This is a genomic window from Echinicola vietnamensis DSM 17526, from assembly GCF_000325705.1.
GTDB lineage: Bacteria > Bacteroidota > Bacteroidia > Cytophagales > Cyclobacteriaceae > Echinicola > Echinicola vietnamensis.
Window position 1 is genome coordinate 1,579,832 of sequence record NC_019904.1, and the last position, 21,398, is coordinate 1,601,229.

Genomic DNA, 21,398 nt, shown 5'->3' on the forward strand with positions numbered 1-21,398 from the left:
ATTTCAGTACTCTAATTTGTGATAGGTTGTGTCAAATGGAGTTAGGTATACGGTATCTCTCTTTTTAATTACAGTCTGGTTATTACGAAAAAGAGTTTTTACAAAAGTATTCCCCCCTCCACTCCCAAAAAAAATTGCAGTATCATTAGCTGGTCCATAAAATACTTTCTTCTGATTTCTAAAGTTAATATGGAGCTCATCACCTATTTGATAATTCACATTTTCCACATGAAGTTTTAACCAAGAATAAGGCGGCAGGTAAAGATCAATTTTCTGCTTAGTCCCTCTTTCCACAGGGGTTCCGTCGACAGAGTTACAATAATTATGATGCAGAGGAATTCCGCTAGCACATATTCGCACCCAATGCCGAACGTTCTCCGCTTTAAAATCAATGTGGTAGTACCCATTGGAATCGGCATAGGTCGTTGCTACAGTTTCCTCACCCGTTCCACCGACCCAACTTCCCGAAGCAACTTCTTTTACCAGAATAACTTCAATAGGTTTGTCCCAGGCAAATCCCTCAACCCCATTATAGACATATCCTTCAACAGTGGTGGGAAGAGCTTTCTTATCCTTATTACACGCTGTACTAAAAAGAATCAGCATTGATCCGAGAAAGATGAAAAAGTTTGTTTTCATAGGTTAATAGGTCACTTCAGTACTCTAATTTGTGATAGGTTGTGTCAAAGGGTGTTAAAGAAATTGTATCCTTATATAAAAATGTTGAATTTTCTCGTTCTACAGCATATGCTATAGTAACCTTTTTACCACCATATAATAAAATTCTTGTTTCGTTAGCTGGACCATAAAAGGTTAAATAGTCTCCTGATCTTGTAGAAATTCTAATTATATCTCCAGGTTGATAATTCACATTTTCCACATGAAGTTTTAACCATGAGTAAGGTGGCAGATAGAGATCTATTTTCTGTTTAGTTCCTCTTTCTACGGGGGTTCCGCCGACAGAATTACAATAATTATGATGCAGAGGAATTCCGCTGGCACATATTCGCACCCAATGCCGAACGTTCTCCGCTTTAAAATCAATGTGGTAGTACCCATTGGAATCGGCATAGGTCGTTGCTACAGTTTCCTCGCCCGTTCCACCGACCCAACTTCCCGAAGCAACTTCTTTTACAAGAATAACTTCAATAGGTTTGTCCCAGGTAAACCCCTCAACCCCATTATAGACATATCCTTCAACCGTGGTGGGAAGTGCTTTCTTATCCTTATTACAAGCTGTGCTAAAAAGAATCAACATTGATCCGAGAAAGATGAAAAAGTTTGTTTTCATAGGTTTCTGTTTTATATTTCAATTTTACAGCAACTCCTTTTTTCTGTAAAATTAATTTTCGCAACAAAAAATCATCAGTTGCGATTTTTGCAAAAATCCATTTACTCCTATTAATTAAGTTTCCATTACCAAAAGCCCGGAATGGTCCTTAACTATTATCCAAAATTTTTCCTTTCTTGATGTGTTGAGCGAAGAAACTTTAAAGTCAGCAGAATTACTTTCCCCTATTTTCCTTGCTAAATCATTTCTTTCATCTAGTCTTAGCGAGGAGCCTTATAAAAATATTCTTACTAACTTACAGGCTAAAGTAAAACAATACTTTGTATTTACAAAATTTTATTCTGATTTTTCTTTCAAAATCGACCAATCTCCCTTTGTTGCTAGACAGTTTGGTTATATGAACATTTAGCATCTTTGGCTGGATACTAAACAAAACGTTTAGCAAACATAAGGGCTATATGTTATTTGTGAAATAAAGCTTCACCTTAAGTCATGTGGCTAAGCTATGTAAATTCACATTAATTCCAGAAATTCCTTTAAGTGCTCCCTGTTCATTTTTCCAAATCCAAGCCGAAGGGTATTGCCCGGGTATCCACTTGCATAAAACACGGAAGGGTTCTGAAGAAAAAAGCCCTTGGTACTGATACTCCCCAAAAGCTTTTCCAGGTCCAGGAAACGGGAGAACTCCAACCAAAAAGCCAGGCCTGATTCGGGCAGATGATAGTATATGCCCTCTTTGGCGGATAAAATACCATGCAGCTCATCTCTTCTTTTCCGGTATCTTCTTTTGAGCTTCTCGGCATATAACCGAATGACTCCTGTTTTTAGCAATTCATTGACCGATTGCTCCAATATCACATTCCTTTGATTTTGTAGAATACTGCGGACTTTTGAGATTACCGGCTTTGGAGCAACCAAAATATCCATCAGGTACAGGGAGGGCATCATTTTACTTAGTGAGGTCATATAAATTAACTTTCCGGAAGGATATTCGGCCCTTAATGGAATAGGAACTTCCCTGCTATAGATAAACTCATGGTCGTAATCGCATTCGAGGATGTAAAAACCTTCTTTATAGGATAGTGATGTTAGTGTCTTTCTCCGGTCATGTGAAAGAAACGCGGTAGTGGGGTACTGGCAGCGGGAGCTTATCAGCACTGCATCAACCCTCCTTTGGGAGCATAGCTGTTCCAGATGTTCGGTTTTCATGCCTTTCCCATCTACTTTAACAAAAAAGCACTTCACCCCGGCTTGTCTTAAAATTTCCAATGCCCTCGGATCTCCCGGCTCTTCCAGCACTATAGTGCCACCATTGGGAAAGAGGGAATAGATTATCAAAAACAAAAGTGTATAATGACCATGGGAGAAGTAGAATTCCTCCCTTGTACAGCTGATACCCCTTTCTTGTACCAGGTAATGATGAAGGGTATTTTCAAATGGGGGATATCCCTGCGACTGGATTAGATGTTTATCGTGTTTGCGGCCTTTCCAAAAATACCGGCGGTAGGACTGTGCAAGGTCTCTTACCGGACTAAGTGAAATATCCGGAAAGTCCTCGCTTAAGCTCACAGTTCTGGCGAGCTTCTCAAAGTGGCCCGGACCGCTATTTTTGCTGCCTACATAGAAGCCCACTCTTTCTACTACATAGAGGTAGCCCTGTGCCGTGAGCCGCTCGTAGGCTTTCATTACTGTTTTGCGGTGAACCGATAGAAATATTGCCAGTTCCCTGCCCGAGGGCATAGGAAAATCTTCCTTTAATATTCCTTTTTGTATCTGACGCTTTATAAACTCCTCAATTTGCAGGGAATATTTTTCGTGGTCATGCAATCTGAGCTGATGGAAAAGTTTGGGTACCATACTACGGATGTTTTTCAAGCATCCTGGCGAATGGTTTAAACTAAGATGTGTGAGGATGAGTTGCCGGAGCTTGAGTTTTCTGTTTTATGAACCTGCAAATGTAGTAGAATATGTACTTTCCCTGATCCAAACGATTTTCTGGACTACCGGAAAAAGTGACAACTGGCCTACTGTGATTTTCAATTTAAACTGAAAATCAGATGTTTATAAATTTTCACCATGCCGTTTTATCATGATTTTAAGGAAAACCTAAAAATCTGATTTTGAAACTACCAGTCTTTACAGGCAATCTCTGCTGGCCTACCGGAAAAAGTGCAAACTGGCTCCCTCCCGGTATTATTTTTCTTACGAAATTAGCTCTGAAGTTTTTAAAAAGGTCATTAAAAATATTGTTGCGCGACGATCAGGAGATGCTGAAAACCTGTGAATAGAGTAGGCGTAATTTTTTAATTTTTATAGTTATGAAAACGGTTAAATTTTCATTTATGGCTCTTGCCCTCGTTTTGGGTTTTGCGCTTGTATCTTTTGCCAAAGAAGGAAATGGTAAAACAGAAGCCAAAAGCAGTGATAAAAATGAGGCAGTGACTGCCACTCAATGGGCAGTTACAGGTGAAACCACCGATGGAGGAGTGGAGTACTATACTGTCCAGACTCCATCTGGAAGTGAGTCTTGCCCTGGAGGTCCCGATGCTTGTTTGATTTCAAGTGAGACCCCGCCTGATATGCAAAGTCGTATTCCTAAGAATCAGGCCACAGTGGATGACTTCAGGAATGGCTACAATTAAAGAATAGCCCCTTTAGTTTTTCATGAGCAAATAGGCCCTTTTAAGATTTCTTTAAAAGGGCCTATTATTAACTTACAGTAATTTGTCTATTTGATTGGAAAGGGCCTTAAAACCATCTTCCTTTCTGATATCAGAAAGATCATAGCTGTCTATTTTTCCCTCTTTGTTGATAATAACAATGGTTGGATACGCCCTGATATTGTAACTGGACACAATTGGATGACTCATACCTTCCCCATTGGTAAAAAGATTAATAGCCTTATCCGAGGTATATCCTCCCTTTTTTAAACTGTTCTCCCAAACTCTCCTGGAGCCATCAACAGATATGGAAATAAACTTGACACTTGGGTTGTATTGATAAACTTCTTCTGCTTTTTTTAATACATTTTCAAACATCCACTTACAAGCCCCACACCCTGTAAACCAGAAGTCTATAACGATTACTTTACCTCTAAACTCTGACAATGAAACAATATTTCCCTTTTGATCTTCCAACTCAAAATTCACCATTTCTCTTCCAGTCTTCCTTTTTTTTAATTCCGTAAGCATATTTTGACAATAATCAGTACGAGCGATCTTAATGACTTTTTCAAGCTGCTTATCAAACTGCCGTGTTCCAAAGGATGTATATAGGAATAGAGTTAACATCCGCTCTCGTAGCTCCCCTGAATATTTAGACATTATTCGTTCAAAAACCTGTGACGGGTCTTCACTTCCATTTAAAAAGTAACTATCCACAATGTTTTTCCGAACTAAATACCTAAAATAATAGTAGGATCTTGCTAATGTCTCCTTTGACAAATCAGTTTCCGGTAAAACGTCTCTAACATTTTCAAAGTAAGCTTTTTTGATGTTCTCCAGTTCTTCCGATGATAGTTGTTCCTCGGCTTCTTTATAATACCTTAAAATACCATTTTTGAGAGCTGGGGTATATAATTTATAAAGTGCATCTGCCATAAGCAGTTCATAGGCCTCAGGGCTCATGGCATCTTTATGATCTTCAATATAGGTTTTTATGGCTTCAGCACTTTTAGCATAACCGTCCTGGTATTTTTGATTAGAATCAAAGGATTTATTGCTGCCTCCTATTTTTCTGTAGATATAATACGTTTCTGTCCATACCCTTAATTTGGTAGCACCTTCTCCCGAGAATGATAGATCAAATAATTGGATAGGGTCATAAGTTTCATATGTTGGAAGCACTTTCTTTTTACTTATTTGGATCTTTACATTGTCCCCACTCTCATAAATCAATAACGGCGTCAAAGCCTTTTTTAAGTATCTTGCTCTTTTAACAAATCGCTCTTCAGTATATATCCTTCCCTCTTTGGGGTTTAAGTTGGCCACCATGTAATATCCAATACCGGTGTTGGTCTTAAAACTGAATTTATATAAACCCTCATTATCCATTGTAGCTTTTATCTTTTTCCCTGGATTTTTTAATGAAGGCGTTTCCCCATATAAGGGATTCATAACAAATAGCATCAATGTGTCTGTTGCAGTTGCCTGATCATATCGCACTGTCACTGACACCATTTTTTGACTGTTCTCATATTGAGAAAAGGCCTTATTTGGGTTTGCTATTAGGGCAAACAATAATAATAGAAGTCTCATCATCTCACCTTTCATTTTGTTGAAGATCACCTAACTGAACATCCATAAGAGGAATTGGAAAAACATACCTGGGATCATTCGGAGGTAATGAATAAACTTGATTTCCCAGCTCTCTTTTCATTGTTTTAGCAAACCTTTCATCTAAGTTCAGTCGCCTTAGATCGTCCCAGCGGAGCTGAGCGGTAAACGGAAGTTCCTTTCTTCTTTCTTCCAGGATTTTATTTAAGAGACTATCAGGATGATCTATGGATATAGGTTCAAATGTTCCTTTTAGATATCTCTTTTCCAAAAGCAAATTGATATCTTCTTTTGCATCAGACACATTGCCTATTCTGGCATTACATTCTGCCCGTATCAAAATGACTTCATTCACTGCAATTCCCGCAAAATTTCGATTGAGCCCTGAATATGTCCCTCTAAACTTTATTTCATTCTCCCCCTCTTCAGCAAAGAAGAATTTTTTTCGAAGATCATTATCATCGTACTTCTGATACAGGTCATTGCTGACGGAGGAAATCATAATGTTTAATGGAGAAATCACATAATGTAAGTTAGAAGCCGCCCAAAACATAATTTCCGGATTCAATGGGTGAACTGGAAAACGGTAAAAGCTTGATAGATTAACGAGTGAACTGTCGTTAAAATCCAATAAATTGTTATTGTCTTTTAATGCCATATCCGCATACATCAATGCATTTTGGAAATCTCCTATGTTCAGATAAACACGGGCTAGTAAGCCCCTGACAGATGTCTTAGTGGGTCGTGTTTGATAACTTGTTACATCAGGAAGCAGAGCTAAAGCTTCATGAAGATCCTGAAAGATTTGATCATATGTTTGTTCCAGAGAAGATCTCTTTGGTGTTATATTTATATCAGAAGTAATGCGAAGGGGGAGGCCTAAACTCTGCATATTCGATTCAGAATAGACCTTGCAGAACATTTGGGCAAGACCATAATAGGTAAATCCGCGGAAGAACAATGCGGTACCTTTTACAGCATCATATTCTGCACTATTTGCCGAGGTTCTTTTGATAGAATTTAGTCCATCTAAAGCAACATTGGCATGGGCAATCTTTCGGTATGCAGATGTCCAGTCTAAGGATTCCGGTTCGTTAAAAATTACATCGGCCCAAATGTAGGCGTTTCTTTGAGTCTCCGGAGCACTATTAAATGCTTGAATATCCATATAAATATTATCAGTGCCTAAATCACCCATACTCGGACAGAAGTAATTCATCCACTCTGCATAGTCAAGAATAGCTCTCATATCTGTTAATGTTTCTGGTCTGGAGTCCGACAAAGTTGATTTTTCATCTAACCAGGTATTCAACTCTGAACACCCCGCCAGAAATATTATTTCTACAGCCAGAAAAATTCTTAGACCGTAGTATCTTATTGAATTTCGTTTTTTCATAATTGACATTTTTTAGAAGCCTGCACTTACCCCAAAAGAGAAAGAAAGGGGGTTAGGTAACCTATGTAGTAATGCTGTTGATGTTGCCTGATCAGGGTCTATTCCAAGATCATTAGCCTTCCATATTATTCCGACATTATTCAAGTAGACATAAACATTACATGATTTCATGGGAAGTTTTTCTTTTAAGGCTGTCTTTAAATTGTAGCTGAGCTTAATGTCCTGCAGACGAATATGGTCGCCTTTCTCTACCAAACTCTCTGAATAATTATAGAAGGTACTCCTACGGGAATCAGAAGGATAAACTATTGATGGAACATTGGTTATCTTTTCATCACCTGGATTTTGCCAGCGTTGGGTATAGTCCAGATTGGCATATCCGTCAATAATATCAGTATAATTTATGGCTGTTGATGATCGCCTGAAATAATATCCAGCTTTGAGTAAAAGGTTTACGGACAGAGATAATCCTTTAAAACTAAAATCGTTTCGAATTGCGCCATATATCTGCGGTAACGAAGAGCCATGGAAAATTAAACTATCAGGATGAAAATTATTAATTATTGCTTGATAGTCCTTACTGACCATCCCATTTAAATACCCCTGAGGATCACCATTTTCGGGATCTAAACCTGCCCATTTGTAGCTGAATATACTGTACAAAGGCTTTCCTTCAGCAAGGACACGATTTTGTATTGATGAGGACGTAGGTTCCTGCTTATAACTGGTAATTTTATCTTTTAAGCCACTCAATAATAAGCTGGTTTTCCATTGAAATGCCCGATTTATATTTTTGGTGTTAATTGTTACATCCACACCATTGGTTCTGGTCGATGCAGAATTGATCATGGATTCTCTAAATCCGGAGTTGTGAGCCAGAGGATAAGGTTCTACTAAATCTTTACCTGATTTCTGATATAATTCAATTGTTCCGCTAAACACCCCATTTCTTGTTTCGAAATCGATCCCAAAATTGATGTTCCTTATCCTTTCCCATTGCAAATCAGGATTGGGAGGTGTTAAATTGGAAATAACTGGAAGGCCTGTTAGATAACTGGATCGATAGACTCCGGTGGTGTAAGCAGAACCATAATATACATTTCCATTATAACCATATGTCAAACGAAGCTTCAAGTAATCCAGCCAACTACTTTGAAAGAAGTCTTCGCGACTTAAGGTCCAACCGGCCCCGGCGGACCATAAAGGGGTTATCTTTTGATTAATATTGACTCCAAATAAATTTGTTCCGTCATTCCTTCCACTTAGAGTAAAGGATAACCTGTCATCATAGACATACCCTAAATTGGAAAAGAAGGAAACAAACCGGTTCAACCTCCCTACTACTGTTCCATCTGGTGCTGGAATACGGGCAAATCCTCCTGGCGAAGTCGATAAGAACGTTGAAAAATCCAGATTCATTGATGCTGTCCCAAACCTTTCTTCATAACCGTAAGATGTTCTTTGATACCCTTTGGTAGTCAGTTCTCGAATTTCACTACCAAGAATGGCTGAAATACTATGGCTTTGTTGAAAGTTTTTGTCAAATGATATCTGACCTCGAATATTTTGTGAAAGCCAGTCGTACTCACCAACATTTAAAATCCCACCATTTTCTGGTATTTGATATGAAATAGAACCATCAGAATTCAGAAGCGAATAGCGGTTGATAAGATTTCTGGTGTAATAAGTATCTTCATTAAAATGCTCATAATTGCTTATCTTCTGTCTTTCTGCCTGATACAGTAAATGGGCTTTTAAAAAAGGGGTAACCTGATATTCCAAGCCTGTTTTAATAAGCAGATCATATATTTTCGTCTGGTTATCAGCAAATCTAAGCTCGTCGGTTGGGCGATACTGCCAATCTTTAAACCCTCTTTGCTCCATCTGCTCCTTATAGGACCTTCTATAATCTTTATTTACAGATAGTGCCCTTCCCTGTGAATCAGAAAATTGGGCATAGGGATAAATACCAGCGTGTGTGAACCCACCAATGGAAATGCCTGTACCAAATGGCATTTGATTATTTCTAAATGTTTGGTTGGTACTAAAGTTCAGCCCAAGCTTTACAGTAAGTTTCTGAACGGGAGAAAATGAATTAGAAGTGTTAAGAGTGACTCTTTCATAGCCATTCCTTTTTAAGGCGTGTTTATTTTTATCGTACCCCACCGAAAAAGCATAGGTCATTTTGTCTGCCCCACCTCTTATTCCCAAGTAATATTGTTGATTAAATGATTTTTGATAAATATCGCGGTCGTAACTATCCCGAATATCAAATTTGCTTAAATCAGATAATGATTGTTGGGCTTGCTGTGTTGTTATTTCACCGGATCTTGCTTTATCAAGTAACTCAACTGCAGGTGTAAGTACCGGATAATAGACTGTGTTTTGAAGATAAGGGTCAAAGTACCCCTGGTCAAATAAATATTTTTCTACTTCTATATAGTCTTTGGATGGTAAATAGTTTGGATCATACCATAAATCAGGTTTTTCCTGTATTGTAAAGTTGGAATTGAACTCAAGATGCATCTTCTCATTTTGTCTCCCTTTCTTTGTAGTGATAACTATCACGCCATTACCTGACCTCGCTCCCCAAATAGAAGCGGCTGCTGCATCCTTCAGAACAGTTATGCTTTTGATGTCATTTGGGTTTATATTATTTATATCTCCTTCATAAGGAAAATTATCTACAATAATCAGAGGACTTCTACTGACATTGTTATCTAGGGTACTGATACCTCGTATAATAATCCCCGGGTTTCTTCCATTCGGGTCATGAGTAACAATCTGCGAGGTGCCACCTGAATATAACAGGCCAGAAACAGTGCCATTAAGCCTGGATAACATGTCTGTCGAAACAGCCCTGTTTAGTAACGAGCTATCTAAAAGGGCGAAACTTCCGTTTAACCTCTCTTGTGGTAGCGTTTCATATCCAGTAGAAACAGTAAAGGTTTCCATTTCGGAGATGCTTTCTTGAAGTGTTATAAAAAGTTCCTTGGAAACATCAGTTATTTCTATTTCCCTGGGTTGGAAACCAATCATAGAGATAATTAATATACTTTTTTCAACGACATTCTCAAGTTCAAAAATTCCGTCTTCATTCGATGATGCTCCTCGATGAGTGCCTTTGATCTGAATGGTTGCCCCGGCTATCGGGGCGCCTGTTATATCAACAATTACTCCTTTTACTGTGCCGGATTCTATTGGATCATTTTGGGAGGGTGGTTTAGAAAACTTCCCTGTATCTTCATTTGATTTAATGACAATATCTCCTCCCAGGGATATGTAAGTAAAAGGTAAATCCTTCAGGATTTGGTCTAATACACCCCGAAGAGGAACGTTGCTTGCGCTGATGCTTACAGGCATCCTGTAAGCAGCAACATCATCACTATAAATAAAAGCTGCTTTGGATACCTTTGATACATGATCCAACACTTGCTTTAATGGTTTTTCTTTAAGTTCTACAGTCACTGGGATATCCAAAATAGACTGTCCTTTAACTTCTCCAGCAAATAAAGTGGCTGAAGTAAGACAAATCATCCCGATAATAAAGACAGACCATTTCATAATAAGCATGAACTTCCGGCCAAAAGGGCTGGCCAGGGATTGTAGTTGATGCAGATAGGAGAGCGTGCTTTGGGAATGCAATGACCCGCACCCTCTCTCTTCTACATGGAGAAGTAGAGTTTTTTTCATATTTTTAATCATTGGTGTCCGGTAAAAAATAAATGAAAGAGGGCCAGTCCATTGCTGAACCAGCCCATTGTGGCTACTTTTGAGTTACGACACAAAAAAGTTAAGCCATGGGCAAAAGTAGTAATTTTAGCGGACAGCCGATATTCAATCAGTTAATAAAGTTCATTGACAAGGGGGAGGTAAGGGAGATAGCCCGCAGGCATAATGCGGAGCGTTATGTGAAGAAGTTCACGACTTATAACCACTTGATAGTAATGCTGTTTGTAGCATTTGAGGGCTATCATTCCATTCGTGAGACACTTGTCGGTTTGTTGGCCAATGCCCATAGATTGGCCCATTTGGGTCTGAACTATGTGGTAAGGCGGAGTACGTTATCAGAAGCCAACAAACGACGTGTGAGCGATGTGTTCGCCGATATATACATGAGTGTGTACCAAAGGCATGGTGACAGTTTAACGGACAGCCGGTTGAAGGATGCTGATATGAAGAGGCTCTATATTATGGATTCTACCACCATTAGTCTGTTCAAGGATATTCTCAAGGGAGTAGGCAGGAACCCTAAAACGGGCAAAAAGAAAGGAGGTATTAAGGCCCACACCATCATCAGGGCGAGTGACCATGTTCCTTATCTTGTCCGTTACAGTGCGGCTGTCCGACATGACCATACCTTCCTGGATGAGGTTTTCAACCTGCCCGGGGGCTCTATCATCACTTTTGATAAGGGATATGTGGATTATGGAAAATATGAGGTCCTGACCGAAAGCGGGATATGGTATGTGACCAGGTTAAAAGACAATGCTGTCTATCAGGCCCGAAAGGAGTTTAATATTCCTGATCAGGCAGATTCCGGAGTACTCAAGGATGAAGAAATCATCTTACGATATGGCAAGAACAAGCAACAGGAGCACCGTTCCAGGAGAATAGCCTATTGGGACAGCAAAAGTGAACGCCTGTTTGAGTTCATTACCAATAATTTTGAGATGGCAGCAGAGAAGATAGCACTCATCTATAAAAGACGCTGGCAGATAGAGCTATTATTCAAACAGCTTAAGCAGAACTTCCCTTTAAAGTACTTCTTGGGCGACAATGAAAATGCCATAGAAATACAGATATGGTCGGCCATGTTGGCCAATCTCCTTTTGACCTTGATCAAAAGCCAGGTCAAAAGGAAATGGGCTTTCTCCAACTTGGTATCCCTGGTCAGACAGCAATTAATGAATTATATCAGCTTGTATAGGTTCCTGGAGGATCCGGAAGGAAGCTGGAGAGCCATCATACAAGAAGATATTTTGAAAAATCAAAACACACTGTTCCCTGAGATGAGGGGGGCTTGCTCCTGACAAAAACCAAGTAACCGCTTTATAATCAGTAGGTTGAGAATTGAATTTAACTAATATCCGGGTTTACCGGACAACAATGATTTTTAATACCGTTTAAGTGTCAGGGCTTAAAGCGAAGTTTTCCAGACGCCCGCTTTTAGGCCCGCATTTGATTATGCACTCTCGCTTTTGCTTACCGGCCAAGGTTTTCAAAAGCGGGAGTTGTTTTTTAGAAAATGGCCCCGCCCACCAACTGCCTGAAATAGATTGTTTGATTTGGATTTAGGTGAAACATAGATTTAGCGGCAGGCAGGAGCCACTTCTTTTAGAGAATCTAACCACGGCAAAGCCACGGCCTTTTCTTGATTATACAGATCTGTGGTTTGTTAAACCGATATGAAGAAAGTTACCGTTAACCTCCTTAGTCTATTTGGGTTTTATTCGATATGTATTTTCACCGGCTCCATACCATCCGGCATTCATAACCAGACTTATTTTTTCCAGCATGACAAGAAGTTCATCTTCGGTATTCATGGTGCCATAATACTCCCGGTTGACCAGGCTTGAGTCCAACTGAATTTTTACACCGTACTGACGCTCCATATCCTGAACTACTTCTTCCAGCCTGGTTGCCTCATACCGGAAGATACCGTTGCGCCGGGAGAGGTACTTACGGGCATCCGTAACCATTTCTTTTCGAATGGACCGGTTTTCTTTTTCGAAAACTGCCTGTTCATTGGGATGAAGAATGGTCGGCGATTTGTTCTTTTCCCCGGCAGGTTTTAACGACACAGCCCCTTCCAGAAGGGTGACCGTCACATCTTCATCCCCTTCATAAGCTGTCAGGTTAAAGGACGTGCCGAGCACTTTGGTTTCAAGCTGTCCTGAGAGGATAATAAAGGGATGCTGCTTATCAGGTTGCACCTCGAAAAAGGCTTCTCCTTTTAGATTCACCTCCCTTACCGGTCCTCTGAACTCCTTAGGGTACTCCAAAACACTTCCTGGGCTCAGCCAGACTTGGGTGCCATCCGGTAGGGCTATCGTTTTTCGCTCTGCTTTACTTGTCAGCATTGTTTCCATTTTAACCGGTGCCAGGATATTCAGAAGTTCATAGCGGAAGAAATACCCGATGCCCAGCAACAGTACCAGGGAGGCAGCGATGGATAGTATCGTTTTTCTCAAAACTCCGTTTTTAGATGCAGGAGTTTTTTCTCTTGTAAATGATGGACGGCTAATCCGGTTATGCACACGCTCCAGGGCTTGGGAAGTATTGTACCTCCTTATTTGGTCCAGCCATTGGTCCCGTAGCGTTGAATCCTGTAGCTGCTCAAATAATTCCTTGTTCTGCGGGGATCGGTCTATCCAATCCCTGAGTTCTACTTGCTCGGATAATTCAAGTCTTTGGTTCCCGGCTTGTTTTTTAAGCAGGTAGATTACCCTTGCAATATGGGCAGGATCGTTTTCCATATTCTTCCGTTGCGCGATTTTTCCTTGCTTTTACTTCTATCACGACACGGAAAGAGAATAGTACCTATTGGGGCTATAAAAATTTTAAAAAAATTACTCGAAGGTTTGAGTCAGCAAATGGGCATAAGGGTAGATCATCAGCAGCATGAACTGATCCTGGGATATTTTTTTGCGCAAGATGGCCAATCCCCTGAGCTTATGATTTTTTACCGTTTGTACAGACAGCGACATTTCCTGGGCGATCTCCGGTAAGGAAAGCCCTTCTATGTAGGATTTGCGGATAACCGTTCCACATTGGGCCGGAAGGGACTCAATGGCCTGATGAATCTCACGGATCACTTCAGCCCGGATCATATTGGTCAGGTGGCTTTTTGTATAATCCTCAGCGGTATCTAAAAAGTGGCTGTTCCGCTCTGCAGAACGTGCAGCAGTCTTGATAAAATCCAAACAGGCATTCTTGGTGGATTTGTATAAAAAAGAGCGAAGATGATCCCTGGAAGAAAATTCCATCTTCTTTTGCCAGAGCTTTACAAACAGGTTTTCCACTACATCCTCAGCATCGGTCTTGCTTTGCAATATCCTTTCAGCATAGAAGCATAATCCGGGATAAAACTCCTCAAAAACCCGGTCAAATGATTGCCGATAGTTAAATGAATATTTTGAGGCATTATGGTTAGTTCTATCCAGAGGCATGTAGTATTAAGCAGCTTTTTGAAACACCAAAGTAACTATGTGTATGAGAGTTAGACATAAATATAATAATAGTTTGGAAATAGAGTCAACTCCCCACAGGCATAGTTTCTGAAGATTATGCAATTTAATTAGAATATAATTTCTCTTCGATTAAAGAAAAAGAGAAATAAATTATTCCTTCTCTATCTCAGATTTACCATTTGTACCTATGATGTTAATCCTTTTAAGGGTTGAATCAATGATCTCATTAATTGGGCTGCCATGGTTATTTTTAGTTTCAAATATTGAAATCGGATTTTTGGAAATATTTAATACTGTAAGACTTAGTAGTTGTTCCAGCAAATCCTTATTTATCTCTCTGGCGGCATTTTTGTAACCTTCAAAAGCCATAGATACAGCATATTTATATGCATAGTCCTCTCGAATACGGGTAGTAAAACCGTATTGCTTAGCACTAAACCAACATAACCATACACATGAGGCTAAAATCGGAAGTTTAATAATGATTTCTTCCCAATTGGGGTCGGAGATGAGAGGTTTAATCAGTACGAATGACAAGTAGATAAGTAAACCTAAAGTTAAAATGGTAAAGTATTGCCAAAATATCAAAGGAAGTCTCAGTTCGTCTTTACGCTTTTTAAAGGACCCCGCCATTCCTGCTCGATTGGCATCTTCAATTGTTTTTTGAATTAAAGCTTGTTGCTCCTCATTCTTACTGTTAGCTTCATGAAGAGAGTCTAACTCTTCAGAAAATTCCGATTTTGCTTCCTGAATTTCTTCTTTTAAAGAACTTATATCTTCTACCAAGGCCTCGTAATTCCCTTTATTATTAGCTATTGATGTTGAAGAAGTTTTGATTTGCTCCTGCCATTCTGCTATTTGTTCGGCTATAATCTGAATTTTCTCCTTGGCTGATTTGATTTCTGTTTCACTTGAGTTTATGGATTCAACATGTTCAGTATAGAATTCATCTTTTTCTTCCAGCTTTTGTAAAAAACCTTCACTAGACTTTTTAATACTCTCTAGTTTTTCATATAAATCTGAAAGATCATCTATGTCCGAGGCAAGTTCAGATAGTTGATCCTTGGCTTTTTTTAGGTCAATATCTACTCTTATTGGATGATCCGTTACGGCAATATAGGTTTCCCGAATAAGGTATCTTATTTTCTGTACATTATTTAAGAAGTCATCAAATTTGCTTTCGGCAGATTTTAAGATACCTCCCTTTAAGTTCTCCTTACTTTCTTTAATTAGATCGGCTAAACTTCTTTGAAGAAAAATAACTTCAAATTTGTCTTTATAGTCATCTAAATTTCCCAAAAGATCATAACTTTCTTTAAGGGACTGAGTAATTATTCTCTTGCTTATCCCTTCATATCCATAAATGTCTTCCTCATCAGGTAAGTTCTCATCTATGTTATTGATGAGTAAGGTCAGTCTTTGGCGTATTGATTTCATTCTTAAATTACTAAAAAGAGAAGTATTAATTTAGCTTAGTCAAACCATAAAATATCTTTAATTATTGGCTCTTCCAAACAAAAATGGGTATTATATGCTAAAAAACAACATATATAGTTTGTTTTTACGCTATAATTTGTTTTTAAGTGGTGATTTTCTAATCTTCTTAGCAGGAATTATTATTTCTTATACTGGGATACATCATTCCATATCAATCTGAATTTTCATCATTCATGACAAGGTTATTCAATAGAGGAGTATTGTGGATTCTTTCTATTTCCAGATCAATGATCTCCTGAACATCCAGTTTAATGTCCTTATAGTTATCCACTATCTCCGGCGTTGACACATCCCGCACCTTGGGGAGGGACCGGTAATTTCTTGCTTCCAGGGCCAGGGATTCATGGTCATTGATGATCTCATTATGAAAGCCTTTCAGTTCCATTTTTTGATCCGGGGTATCGGCTACCATACCGACAAACTCCCCGGAGGAAAGGGATGAGATCGTAGAGGGAGGTACCGCCTGGTCCAGTTGCCTGGATTTCGTGATGGACGTATCGCTTCTGTTAATGGAGATCGTTTTCCGGTCCTGCAGTATCTTCCCGAACCTTTCGGAGAGTTGTTTGGCTGTTTCTCCCAAAACCTGGCCACTGATAAAATTCCCAACCGTGTTCATGATTACTTCTGCCTGTTCCCGCCCATAGTCTTTTCTAAGCTGGCTGTAATCCTGAACGCCCAGGCAGGTAGCTACCTTATTGCTTCGGGCCGTGGCAATAAGATTATCCATCCCGTTGAAATAAATGGTGGGAAATTCATCAAATATTAAACTGGATTTTAATTTGTCCTTTTGGTTGACCAGTTTGGTGATCCTTGATATATAGAGAGAAAGTACAGCTCCATAGACCTGCTGCTTTTGCGGGTTGTTACCCATGCATACGATCTTGGGTTCCTCGGGATTATTGATATCCAGGGTAAAGTCGCTTTCAGAAAGCACATAATATAGCTGGGGTGAGGATAAGCGGGCCATGGTGATTTTGGCACTGGCAATCTGTCCCTCCAGTTGATCCGTTGCTCCCTTTTGATAGGCTGAAACAAAAGGGTTGATCAGTACCTCAATCTCCGGCTCGGTTCGAAGTACGGGAAAAAGTTGATCGTATTCCACTTGCATCAATTCGATGACATGCGGAAGTGTACAATATTTCCCGTGCCTGTGTTTTTTCAAAAACCAGATTACTGCCGTTAGAAAGTTGATTGGGGATTCTACAAAGAAGTCCCCTTGCTTTTTTATCCAGTCACGGTTCAGTCCCATCATTATAGTACGGGCGGCTTCGCTGGCATCGGTGATGTCCAGCATAGTTTCCGGTTCTAAAGGGTTACAGCGATGGGTATGGGAAAGCCTGTCAAAATTGATGGTATAAAAGGATGGTTTTATGCTATAGGCATGCTGGTTCTTCAGTAAGGTGTTATAAGCGATAATCGACAGATCGTCATACTTAAAATCATATACAAACATGGAGAATCCCTTGGCAATATGTTGGGTGATCACGTGACGGATCACAAAATAACTTTTTCCGGAACCCGGTGTACCGGCAACCAATAAGGCCCTGAAGGGATTAATGATATTGACCCAGGATTTGCGGATCTTTCCCTTTAGGTTATAGCGGGCAGGCAGGTTTACTGAGTATTCGTTTTCTAAGAGCCGCTCTTCCTGCGGGAATGTTTCATTCAAATGATTGAATACGCTCTTTGCCATCTTTACCTTCAGCAGTCTGCTCAGCAATGCTCCCCCTGATAGCACCAGTAAGAACCCAACAGAAGTAACCCCAATGTAGAGCACCGCAACTTCTTCTCCTTCAAAATTCAGATAGAATATGCCATCACTCGCCCAGTACATCATCAATCCAAAGGTCAATGGCCATAATGCCTGTGATAATTTGAGGCCTTCGCTTTTCTTTCCTTTTGCACCGACCAGGGAAATCAGCAATAGTCCCAGGGCAAACCCCTTGGATATAAAGCCATGATCAAAAAGGCCTGTTTTGCGTAAACCCTTAATCAACCGAAAGGTAATTTCATGGGTTAATCCCCAGGCTTCAAAAGCCGAAAAGCAATAATAATAGAAGTGGAGACATAACATTCCTATGCTAAGCTTTCGGGTAAGGTCAATAATTTTCCTGAGGCCTTCGGTATTTTCACCGGTCTGCATGTTTTACAAATGTTTCTTTTTCCGTTTTTTCTTCTTTTTCTTTTGGCTCAACTCATACGGGGTGGGTTCGTAACCCGAAGTTTGCGAGCCGGTTGAAGGAGATAAACTTCGTATCTCCCGTGATTGCTGCTTTTCAGCTTGAGTTTCATTCGTAGATTTAACCATCAAGGCTTTTTGGATGCTGTTGGCAGAAAACTCTTTACCCAGGCTGCTTCCATTAAAGACACAGCGATGAATATGGTCGGTAAATGTGATCCCATATATTCTTCCTTCTTCATTTTTGCGAACAGTAAGGTGGACTCCCTTTTTTCGAAGTTCTACCTGTAAATCTTCGAGGGAAGAAGATCTTGTCAAGGCATGGCTGACAGTTGATTGCAGCTGGCCCCTGTAGGGTTTTCTTGCGGTCCGGTTTAGTTCGAATTTCTTTTCCAGTTTCTTATAGGTAGGTTTGGAATAAATGGAGCTGGCTTTGATAGGAACTCCTTTTCGGTTACCGTCCGCATCTGAAATGCAGTAGATCAATCCTTTCTTTTGGTACATTTTGCTGTCTTCTTCTCCCCGGTAGGCAGTTACATTGAATTGTCGCAATATGGCGTTCAACTCTGCAAGGGATGTGAACTTATAGTGGCGAACCACTTCTCCCACGATATTGGATATCGCCGCCTTCGTTTCGGTTTTACCGTATTCAGCTTTATCCAGGGGCTGCAGAAGGTTGACACGCTTTCGCTGTTGTTCTTCAGCTTTGACCAGCCCATACCTTTGTTCAATATCTTTTCTGGCCTTCTCGGATTGGATGCGCCCCAAATTGTGCGTCTCGATCCTTTGCCCGTTCTCCCGGATATTAGTAGTTACCAGATGAATATGTGGGTGGGCTGCATCGAAATGCCGGTACACCAGATAGGGCTGCTCTCCAAATCCAATACCTTTCATGTAGTCCTCTGCGATCTTCCAAAGTAGGGTTTCATCCATTTTGTCCCTGGGAGAGAAGTTCAGGGAGATATGAAGTGCATTTGTTTTGGTTCTGGTATTTGCTTCTATGATTTCCTGAAACCTCATCAGCTTTTTTTGGAAATCAAGCTCTTTATCCTGGCTGAGATACCCCCGTGCTCCGAGGAATTTGGCCTGCCCCTTCTCTACCTTGCTTTCATTATAGTGAAGCACTCCCCGGATCGTTTTCCCTGTGGTGATCCTGGCAACCATATTACAGCCTGGACAGTTGGGAGACCATCACCATCAGTTGTTCCGTTTTCTGGCCGACCTTTTTATATAAAGGCAAGATCTTCCGGGCAAAATACCTTTTCTCTGCCGGGTCTGGATGACCATTGAAATAATGCGTGACCTGATTGATGTTGACCCCTATGGAGCGGAGCTCTCCCTTTACCTTTACAATTTCAGATTTCAGTTCGTCCAGGGAAGCATTCCTTTTTTTTATGGTCAACTCTTGTTTGAAAAGAATGGTCCTCACCAGCTCACTGAGGTTCCGGCAATGGGCCGATTGGGCCAGGAGTTTTTTCAGCTTCTGGACTTCTCTCGGCGATAACCTTACTGTCAGCCAATAGGGTTTTTCCGGGGCCTGATTTTTTTCCATACATCAGGGGATTTAAAATTCGACTTCGGAGAATTTTACCCCTTTCGCCACTCCGGCAGCGAAAGGGCAAGATGGGATTGTGGCACAATCCTACATCTTGCTCATTGCCAAAACGCAATGCCATCCTTTGGAAAAGCGGGTGCTTCGCCTTTCCAAAAGGAGAGAATAATGTTGGAATGCGAAGGCTAATTTTCCAGGTTCCAAACCCATTCATCTGCGGCCATTACCCAATCCCTTATCGGTGTACCGGTTTCGTTTTTCCAGTCCATGCCCTGGTAATAAAAATAGAATACCTCGGCCTCAGCCTCGGGGATATGCAGGTAATTGAAATAGGATTTGACTTCTTCCAGTTTTGGCGGTACTTGCCTTGAAAATGATAAATTGTGAGCATCTTGTGTCATGTCAGATTTCATTTTGATGATGCTCAAAATTGTGTAACCAACCACTGGAATGGTCACACTGAAACCCGAAGGGGGATGATTTTTTCTGAGGATTTGATCTAAAAGCGGTGGGTAAAAAGCAAGTGTGGTCTACTATGGAGTGGAACGTAATAGTGGGGCAGTCTTGCTGCGCGTCCCCGGAATCTGGTGAACGGAACGAGGGACGAGGGGAATGAACCGGATGGAGGGGAGTGGAAAGTAATGGGTGCTAATGTAATGGGTGGTATTGTTACATGGTATCATTGATTCTCTTGGATTATGCTATTAGTTTACATAATTCTCATTTATAAATAATTCAAATATCTCTGCCATATCTTTATTTTCCTTCTTTCTCAACCTATAGAGTTTTAATCCCGCTTTTTTAAAGATCTTATCCTTTTTAATATCATTTTGATTATTTTTCGGTATGTCGTGCCAGCTGCTATCCAATTCAATGAACAATTCAGGATAAAAAGTTTGAGAGTTGACTATACAAAGATCAAGTGTAGACTTATAAAAGAATGTTGCAGTCTGCGGGTCAAGAATCTTACAGATTTTTGAATCGATGATTGTACTCAAAGCTGTATTTGGCAGTAGAATGGAGTCCGGGAGGACTTTTCTGGCTGCAATAAAAAGTTCTTTTTCTTGGGGAGAATTAAAAATCTCTTTGTCAAAAACCAAATCATTATATTCACCAACTTTCACATTTAGATTAGCACTGATTCTAGTAGTATCGATAATCGATTTAACTTTATTTTGATGATTTTTCAAAAATTCCTGAGCGTCAATATCATCTGTTAAAACTTCAGCATAATTGACCTGAGGATTCTTATCAAACAGATATCTTGCAATTTTCTTTTCTCCGGATGCAGACATTTCAAATGATGACTCCTTATGTTCATGAATCTGAAATATTCTAGCAACTACTATGAAAAGCTCGTTGTTTCCATCATCCACTTCACTTTCATATCTTTTAATTTCGTCAACAAGAATGTTTTCGAAAATATTGAAAGTTGGAGACTCTGCTAGTTCTAAACTATTCTGGTTATCAGAAAGCAAAGTGTTAAGTTGTGTCCAATTCTTATTTTGTAAACATTTCAGACATTCTTCAGCTATATTCATTGTATTTGATATAAAGTGTTTATTTTTCATCATTAAATCTGAGCCATTTAATATTTCCATGAATTTTGGGCAACCGTAGTTCATCTCTTAGATCATTCCTTAAACTATTTATGAGAGGGTCTAATTGAAATTCTCCACCGGCAGCAACTTGATCGGCTAAGTCCTGCGCCAATCTAACTTGATCCGAAGAACCAAATAACTGAATGTCTGACAGTATATTCTCGAGTTTCTCTGTGCGTTCAGGAGTTTCTTTCCGATGGGATATTTCATTTGTTAATATTCGATATGAATTTATTAAATGTTCAACTGAAATCTCCCTTCTTTTCTGATCCCGAGTTCTTTTACTATTAAAATAGTGTCCAATTATCCAGCCGGATACTACTAAAATAATGGTTACGAAGATTTTAATGTAATCAAAATCCATTTTTCATATTCTTATCGATTACTCATAATTGTAGTTATATGATGCTACTTG

17 protein-coding genes are annotated in these 21,398 nt (G+C 39.9%); 2 read left to right on the plus strand and 15 right to left on the minus strand.

All coding sequences use genetic code 11. The features are described 5' to 3' along the window. Positions 1 to 3: 3 nt before the first annotated feature. From ECHVI_RS06700 to ECHVI_RS06715, 3 genes are all read right to left on the minus strand, one after another. Positions 4 to 639 carry a hypothetical protein gene (locus ECHVI_RS06700; RefSeq protein ID WP_015265205.1) on the minus strand — a complete coding sequence of 212 codons (636 nt, stop codon included), beginning with the start codon at positions 637 to 639 and terminating at the stop codon, positions 4 to 6. A 16-nt stretch (positions 640 to 655) separates the two neighbouring features. Further along, entirely contained in the window at positions 656 to 1,291 is a 636-nt protein-coding gene (locus ECHVI_RS06705) for a hypothetical protein (protein WP_015265206.1), read from the minus strand. Positions 1,292 to 1,804: 513 nt separating this feature from the next. Then, positions 1,805 to 3,148 carry an aminotransferase-like domain-containing protein gene (locus tag ECHVI_RS06715; protein ID WP_015265207.1) on the minus strand — a complete coding sequence of 448 codons (1,344 nt, stop codon included), beginning with the start codon at positions 3,146 to 3,148 and terminating at the stop codon, positions 1,805 to 1,807. Positions 3,149 to 3,609: 461 nt separating this feature from the next. Between ECHVI_RS06715 and ECHVI_RS06720 the strand changes: the two genes are divergently transcribed. Next, a complete protein-coding gene (locus tag ECHVI_RS06720) occupies positions 3,610 to 3,933 on the plus strand; it encodes a hypothetical protein (protein WP_015265208.1) in 324 nt (107 codons plus the stop codon). 72 nt (positions 3,934 to 4,005) lie between these two features. Here ECHVI_RS06720 and ECHVI_RS06725 read toward each other — a convergent pair whose 3' ends face one another. Genes ECHVI_RS06725 through ECHVI_RS06735 form a run of 3 tightly spaced genes read right to left on the minus strand, consistent with a single transcriptional unit; the run spans position 4,006 to position 10,654 of the window. Continuing rightward, positions 4,006 to 5,550, minus strand: a complete 1,545-nt coding sequence (locus ECHVI_RS06725) for a TlpA family protein disulfide reductase (RefSeq protein ID WP_015265209.1) — start codon at positions 5,548 to 5,550, stop codon at positions 4,006 to 4,008. Between the two features lies 1 nt (position 5,551). Next, positions 5,552 to 6,961, minus strand: coding sequence for a RagB/SusD family nutrient uptake outer membrane protein (locus ECHVI_RS06730; protein WP_015265210.1), 1,410 nt, complete (start codon positions 6,959 to 6,961; stop codon positions 5,552 to 5,554). A gap of 12 nt (positions 6,962 to 6,973) precedes the next feature. After that, positions 6,974 to 10,654 carry a SusC/RagA family TonB-linked outer membrane protein gene (locus ECHVI_RS06735; protein ID WP_015265211.1) on the minus strand — a complete coding sequence of 1,227 codons (3,681 nt, stop codon included), beginning with the start codon at positions 10,652 to 10,654 and terminating at the stop codon, positions 6,974 to 6,976. 107 nt (positions 10,655 to 10,761) lie between these two features. Between ECHVI_RS06735 and ECHVI_RS06740 the strand changes: the two genes are divergently transcribed. Continuing rightward, on the plus strand, positions 10,762 to 11,994 hold the full coding sequence (locus tag ECHVI_RS06740) for an IS4 family transposase (protein WP_015264509.1): 1,233 nt from the start codon (positions 10,762 to 10,764) through the stop codon (positions 11,992 to 11,994). A gap of 405 nt (positions 11,995 to 12,399) precedes the next feature. Here the strand turns inward: ECHVI_RS06740 and ECHVI_RS06745 are convergent, their stop codons facing one another. The 9 genes from ECHVI_RS06745 to ECHVI_RS06785 form a co-directional block, all read right to left on the minus strand. After that, the gene (locus ECHVI_RS06745; protein ID WP_015265212.1) at positions 12,400 to 13,440 is read right to left on the minus strand and encodes a FecR family protein; all 1,041 of its coding nucleotides are present in this window, start codon (positions 13,438 to 13,440) and stop codon (positions 12,400 to 12,402) included. Between the two features lie 93 nt (positions 13,441 to 13,533). Continuing rightward, positions 13,534 to 14,133: an RNA polymerase sigma-70 factor gene (locus tag ECHVI_RS06750; RefSeq protein ID WP_015265213.1), complete on the minus strand. Its 600-nt coding sequence runs from the start codon at positions 14,131 to 14,133 to the stop codon at positions 13,534 to 13,536. 171 nt (positions 14,134 to 14,304) lie between these two features. Then, a complete protein-coding gene (locus ECHVI_RS06755; protein ID WP_015265214.1) occupies positions 14,305 to 15,591 on the minus strand; it encodes a coiled-coil domain-containing protein in 1,287 nt (428 codons plus the stop codon). A 211-nt stretch (positions 15,592 to 15,802) separates the two neighbouring features. Beyond that, complete coding sequence (gene mobC / locus ECHVI_RS06760) at positions 15,803 to 17,794, minus strand: conjugal transfer protein MobC (RefSeq protein ID WP_015265215.1); 1,992 nt, start codon at positions 17,792 to 17,794, stop codon at positions 15,803 to 15,805. Positions 17,795 to 17,797: 3 nt separating this feature from the next. Beyond that, the gene (locus ECHVI_RS06765; protein WP_245553444.1) at positions 17,798 to 18,955 is read right to left on the minus strand and encodes a relaxase/mobilization nuclease domain-containing protein; all 1,158 of its coding nucleotides are present in this window, start codon (positions 18,953 to 18,955) and stop codon (positions 17,798 to 17,800) included. Between the two features lie 40 nt (positions 18,956 to 18,995). Beyond that, positions 18,996 to 19,382, minus strand: a complete 387-nt coding sequence (locus ECHVI_RS22920) for a plasmid mobilization protein (protein WP_015265217.1) — start codon at positions 19,380 to 19,382, stop codon at positions 18,996 to 18,998. Positions 19,383 to 19,567: 185 nt separating this feature from the next. Further along, positions 19,568 to 19,783, minus strand: coding sequence for a hypothetical protein (locus ECHVI_RS06775; protein ID WP_245553445.1), 216 nt, complete (start codon positions 19,781 to 19,783; stop codon positions 19,568 to 19,570). Between the two features lie 303 nt (positions 19,784 to 20,086). Further along, positions 20,087 to 20,983: a DUF2726 domain-containing protein gene (locus tag ECHVI_RS06780; protein ID WP_157501263.1), complete on the minus strand. Its 897-nt coding sequence runs from the start codon at positions 20,981 to 20,983 to the stop codon at positions 20,087 to 20,089. Next, positions 20,943 to 21,347 (minus strand): hypothetical protein, encoded by a 405-nt coding sequence (locus tag ECHVI_RS06785; RefSeq protein WP_015265220.1) that lies wholly within the window; start codon positions 21,345 to 21,347, stop codon positions 20,943 to 20,945. The genes ECHVI_RS06780 and ECHVI_RS06785 overlap by 41 nt, the downstream gene beginning before the upstream one ends. Between the last annotated feature and the right edge of the window lie 51 nt (positions 21,348 to 21,398).

What these genes read in the sequence shown, in the direction of transcription:
- ECHVI_RS06700 (WP_015265205.1), bottom strand. Translation starts at nt 639, where the DNA reads ATGAAAACAAACTTTTTCATCTTTCTCGGATCAATGCTGATTCTTTTT.
- ECHVI_RS06705 (WP_015265206.1), bottom strand. Translation starts at nt 1,291, where the DNA reads ATGAAAACAAACTTTTTCATCTTTCTCGGATCAATGTTGATTCTTTTT.
- ECHVI_RS06715 (WP_015265207.1), bottom strand. Translation starts at nt 3,148, where the DNA reads ATGGTACCCAAACTTTTCCATCAGCTCAGATTGCATGACCACGAAAAA.
- ECHVI_RS06720 (WP_015265208.1), top strand. Translation starts at nt 3,610, where the DNA reads ATGAAAACGGTTAAATTTTCATTTATGGCTCTTGCCCTCGTTTTGGGT.
- ECHVI_RS06725 (WP_015265209.1), bottom strand. Translation starts at nt 5,550, where the DNA reads ATGATGAGACTTCTATTATTATTGTTTGCCCTAATAGCAAACCCAAAT.
- ECHVI_RS06730 (WP_015265210.1), bottom strand. Translation starts at nt 6,961, where the DNA reads ATGAAAAAACGAAATTCAATAAGATACTACGGTCTAAGAATTTTTCTG.
- ECHVI_RS06735 (WP_015265211.1), bottom strand. Translation starts at nt 10,654, where the DNA reads ATGAAAAAAACTCTACTTCTCCATGTAGAAGAGAGAGGGTGCGGGTCA.
- ECHVI_RS06740 (WP_015264509.1), top strand. Translation starts at nt 10,762, where the DNA reads ATGGGCAAAAGTAGTAATTTTAGCGGACAGCCGATATTCAATCAGTTA.
- ECHVI_RS06745 (WP_015265212.1), bottom strand. Translation starts at nt 13,440, where the DNA reads ATGGAAAACGATCCTGCCCATATTGCAAGGGTAATCTACCTGCTTAAA.
- ECHVI_RS06750 (WP_015265213.1), bottom strand. Translation starts at nt 14,133, where the DNA reads ATGCCTCTGGATAGAACTAACCATAATGCCTCAAAATATTCATTTAAC.
- ECHVI_RS06755 (WP_015265214.1), bottom strand. Translation starts at nt 15,591, where the DNA reads ATGAAATCAATACGCCAAAGACTGACCTTACTCATCAATAACATAGAT.
- mobC (WP_015265215.1), bottom strand. Translation starts at nt 17,794, where the DNA reads ATGCAGACCGGTGAAAATACCGAAGGCCTCAGGAAAATTATTGACCTT.
- ECHVI_RS22920 (WP_015265217.1), bottom strand. Translation starts at nt 19,382, where the DNA reads ATGGAAAAAAATCAGGCCCCGGAAAAACCCTATTGGCTGACAGTAAGG.
- ECHVI_RS06775 (WP_245553445.1), bottom strand. Translation starts at nt 19,783, where the DNA reads ATGACACAAGATGCTCACAATTTATCATTTTCAAGGCAAGTACCGCCA.
- ECHVI_RS06780 (WP_157501263.1), bottom strand. Translation starts at nt 20,983, where the DNA reads ATGGAAATATTAAATGGCTCAGATTTAATGATGAAAAATAAACACTTT.
- ECHVI_RS06785 (WP_015265220.1), bottom strand. Translation starts at nt 21,347, where the DNA reads ATGGATTTTGATTACATTAAAATCTTCGTAACCATTATTTTAGTAGTA.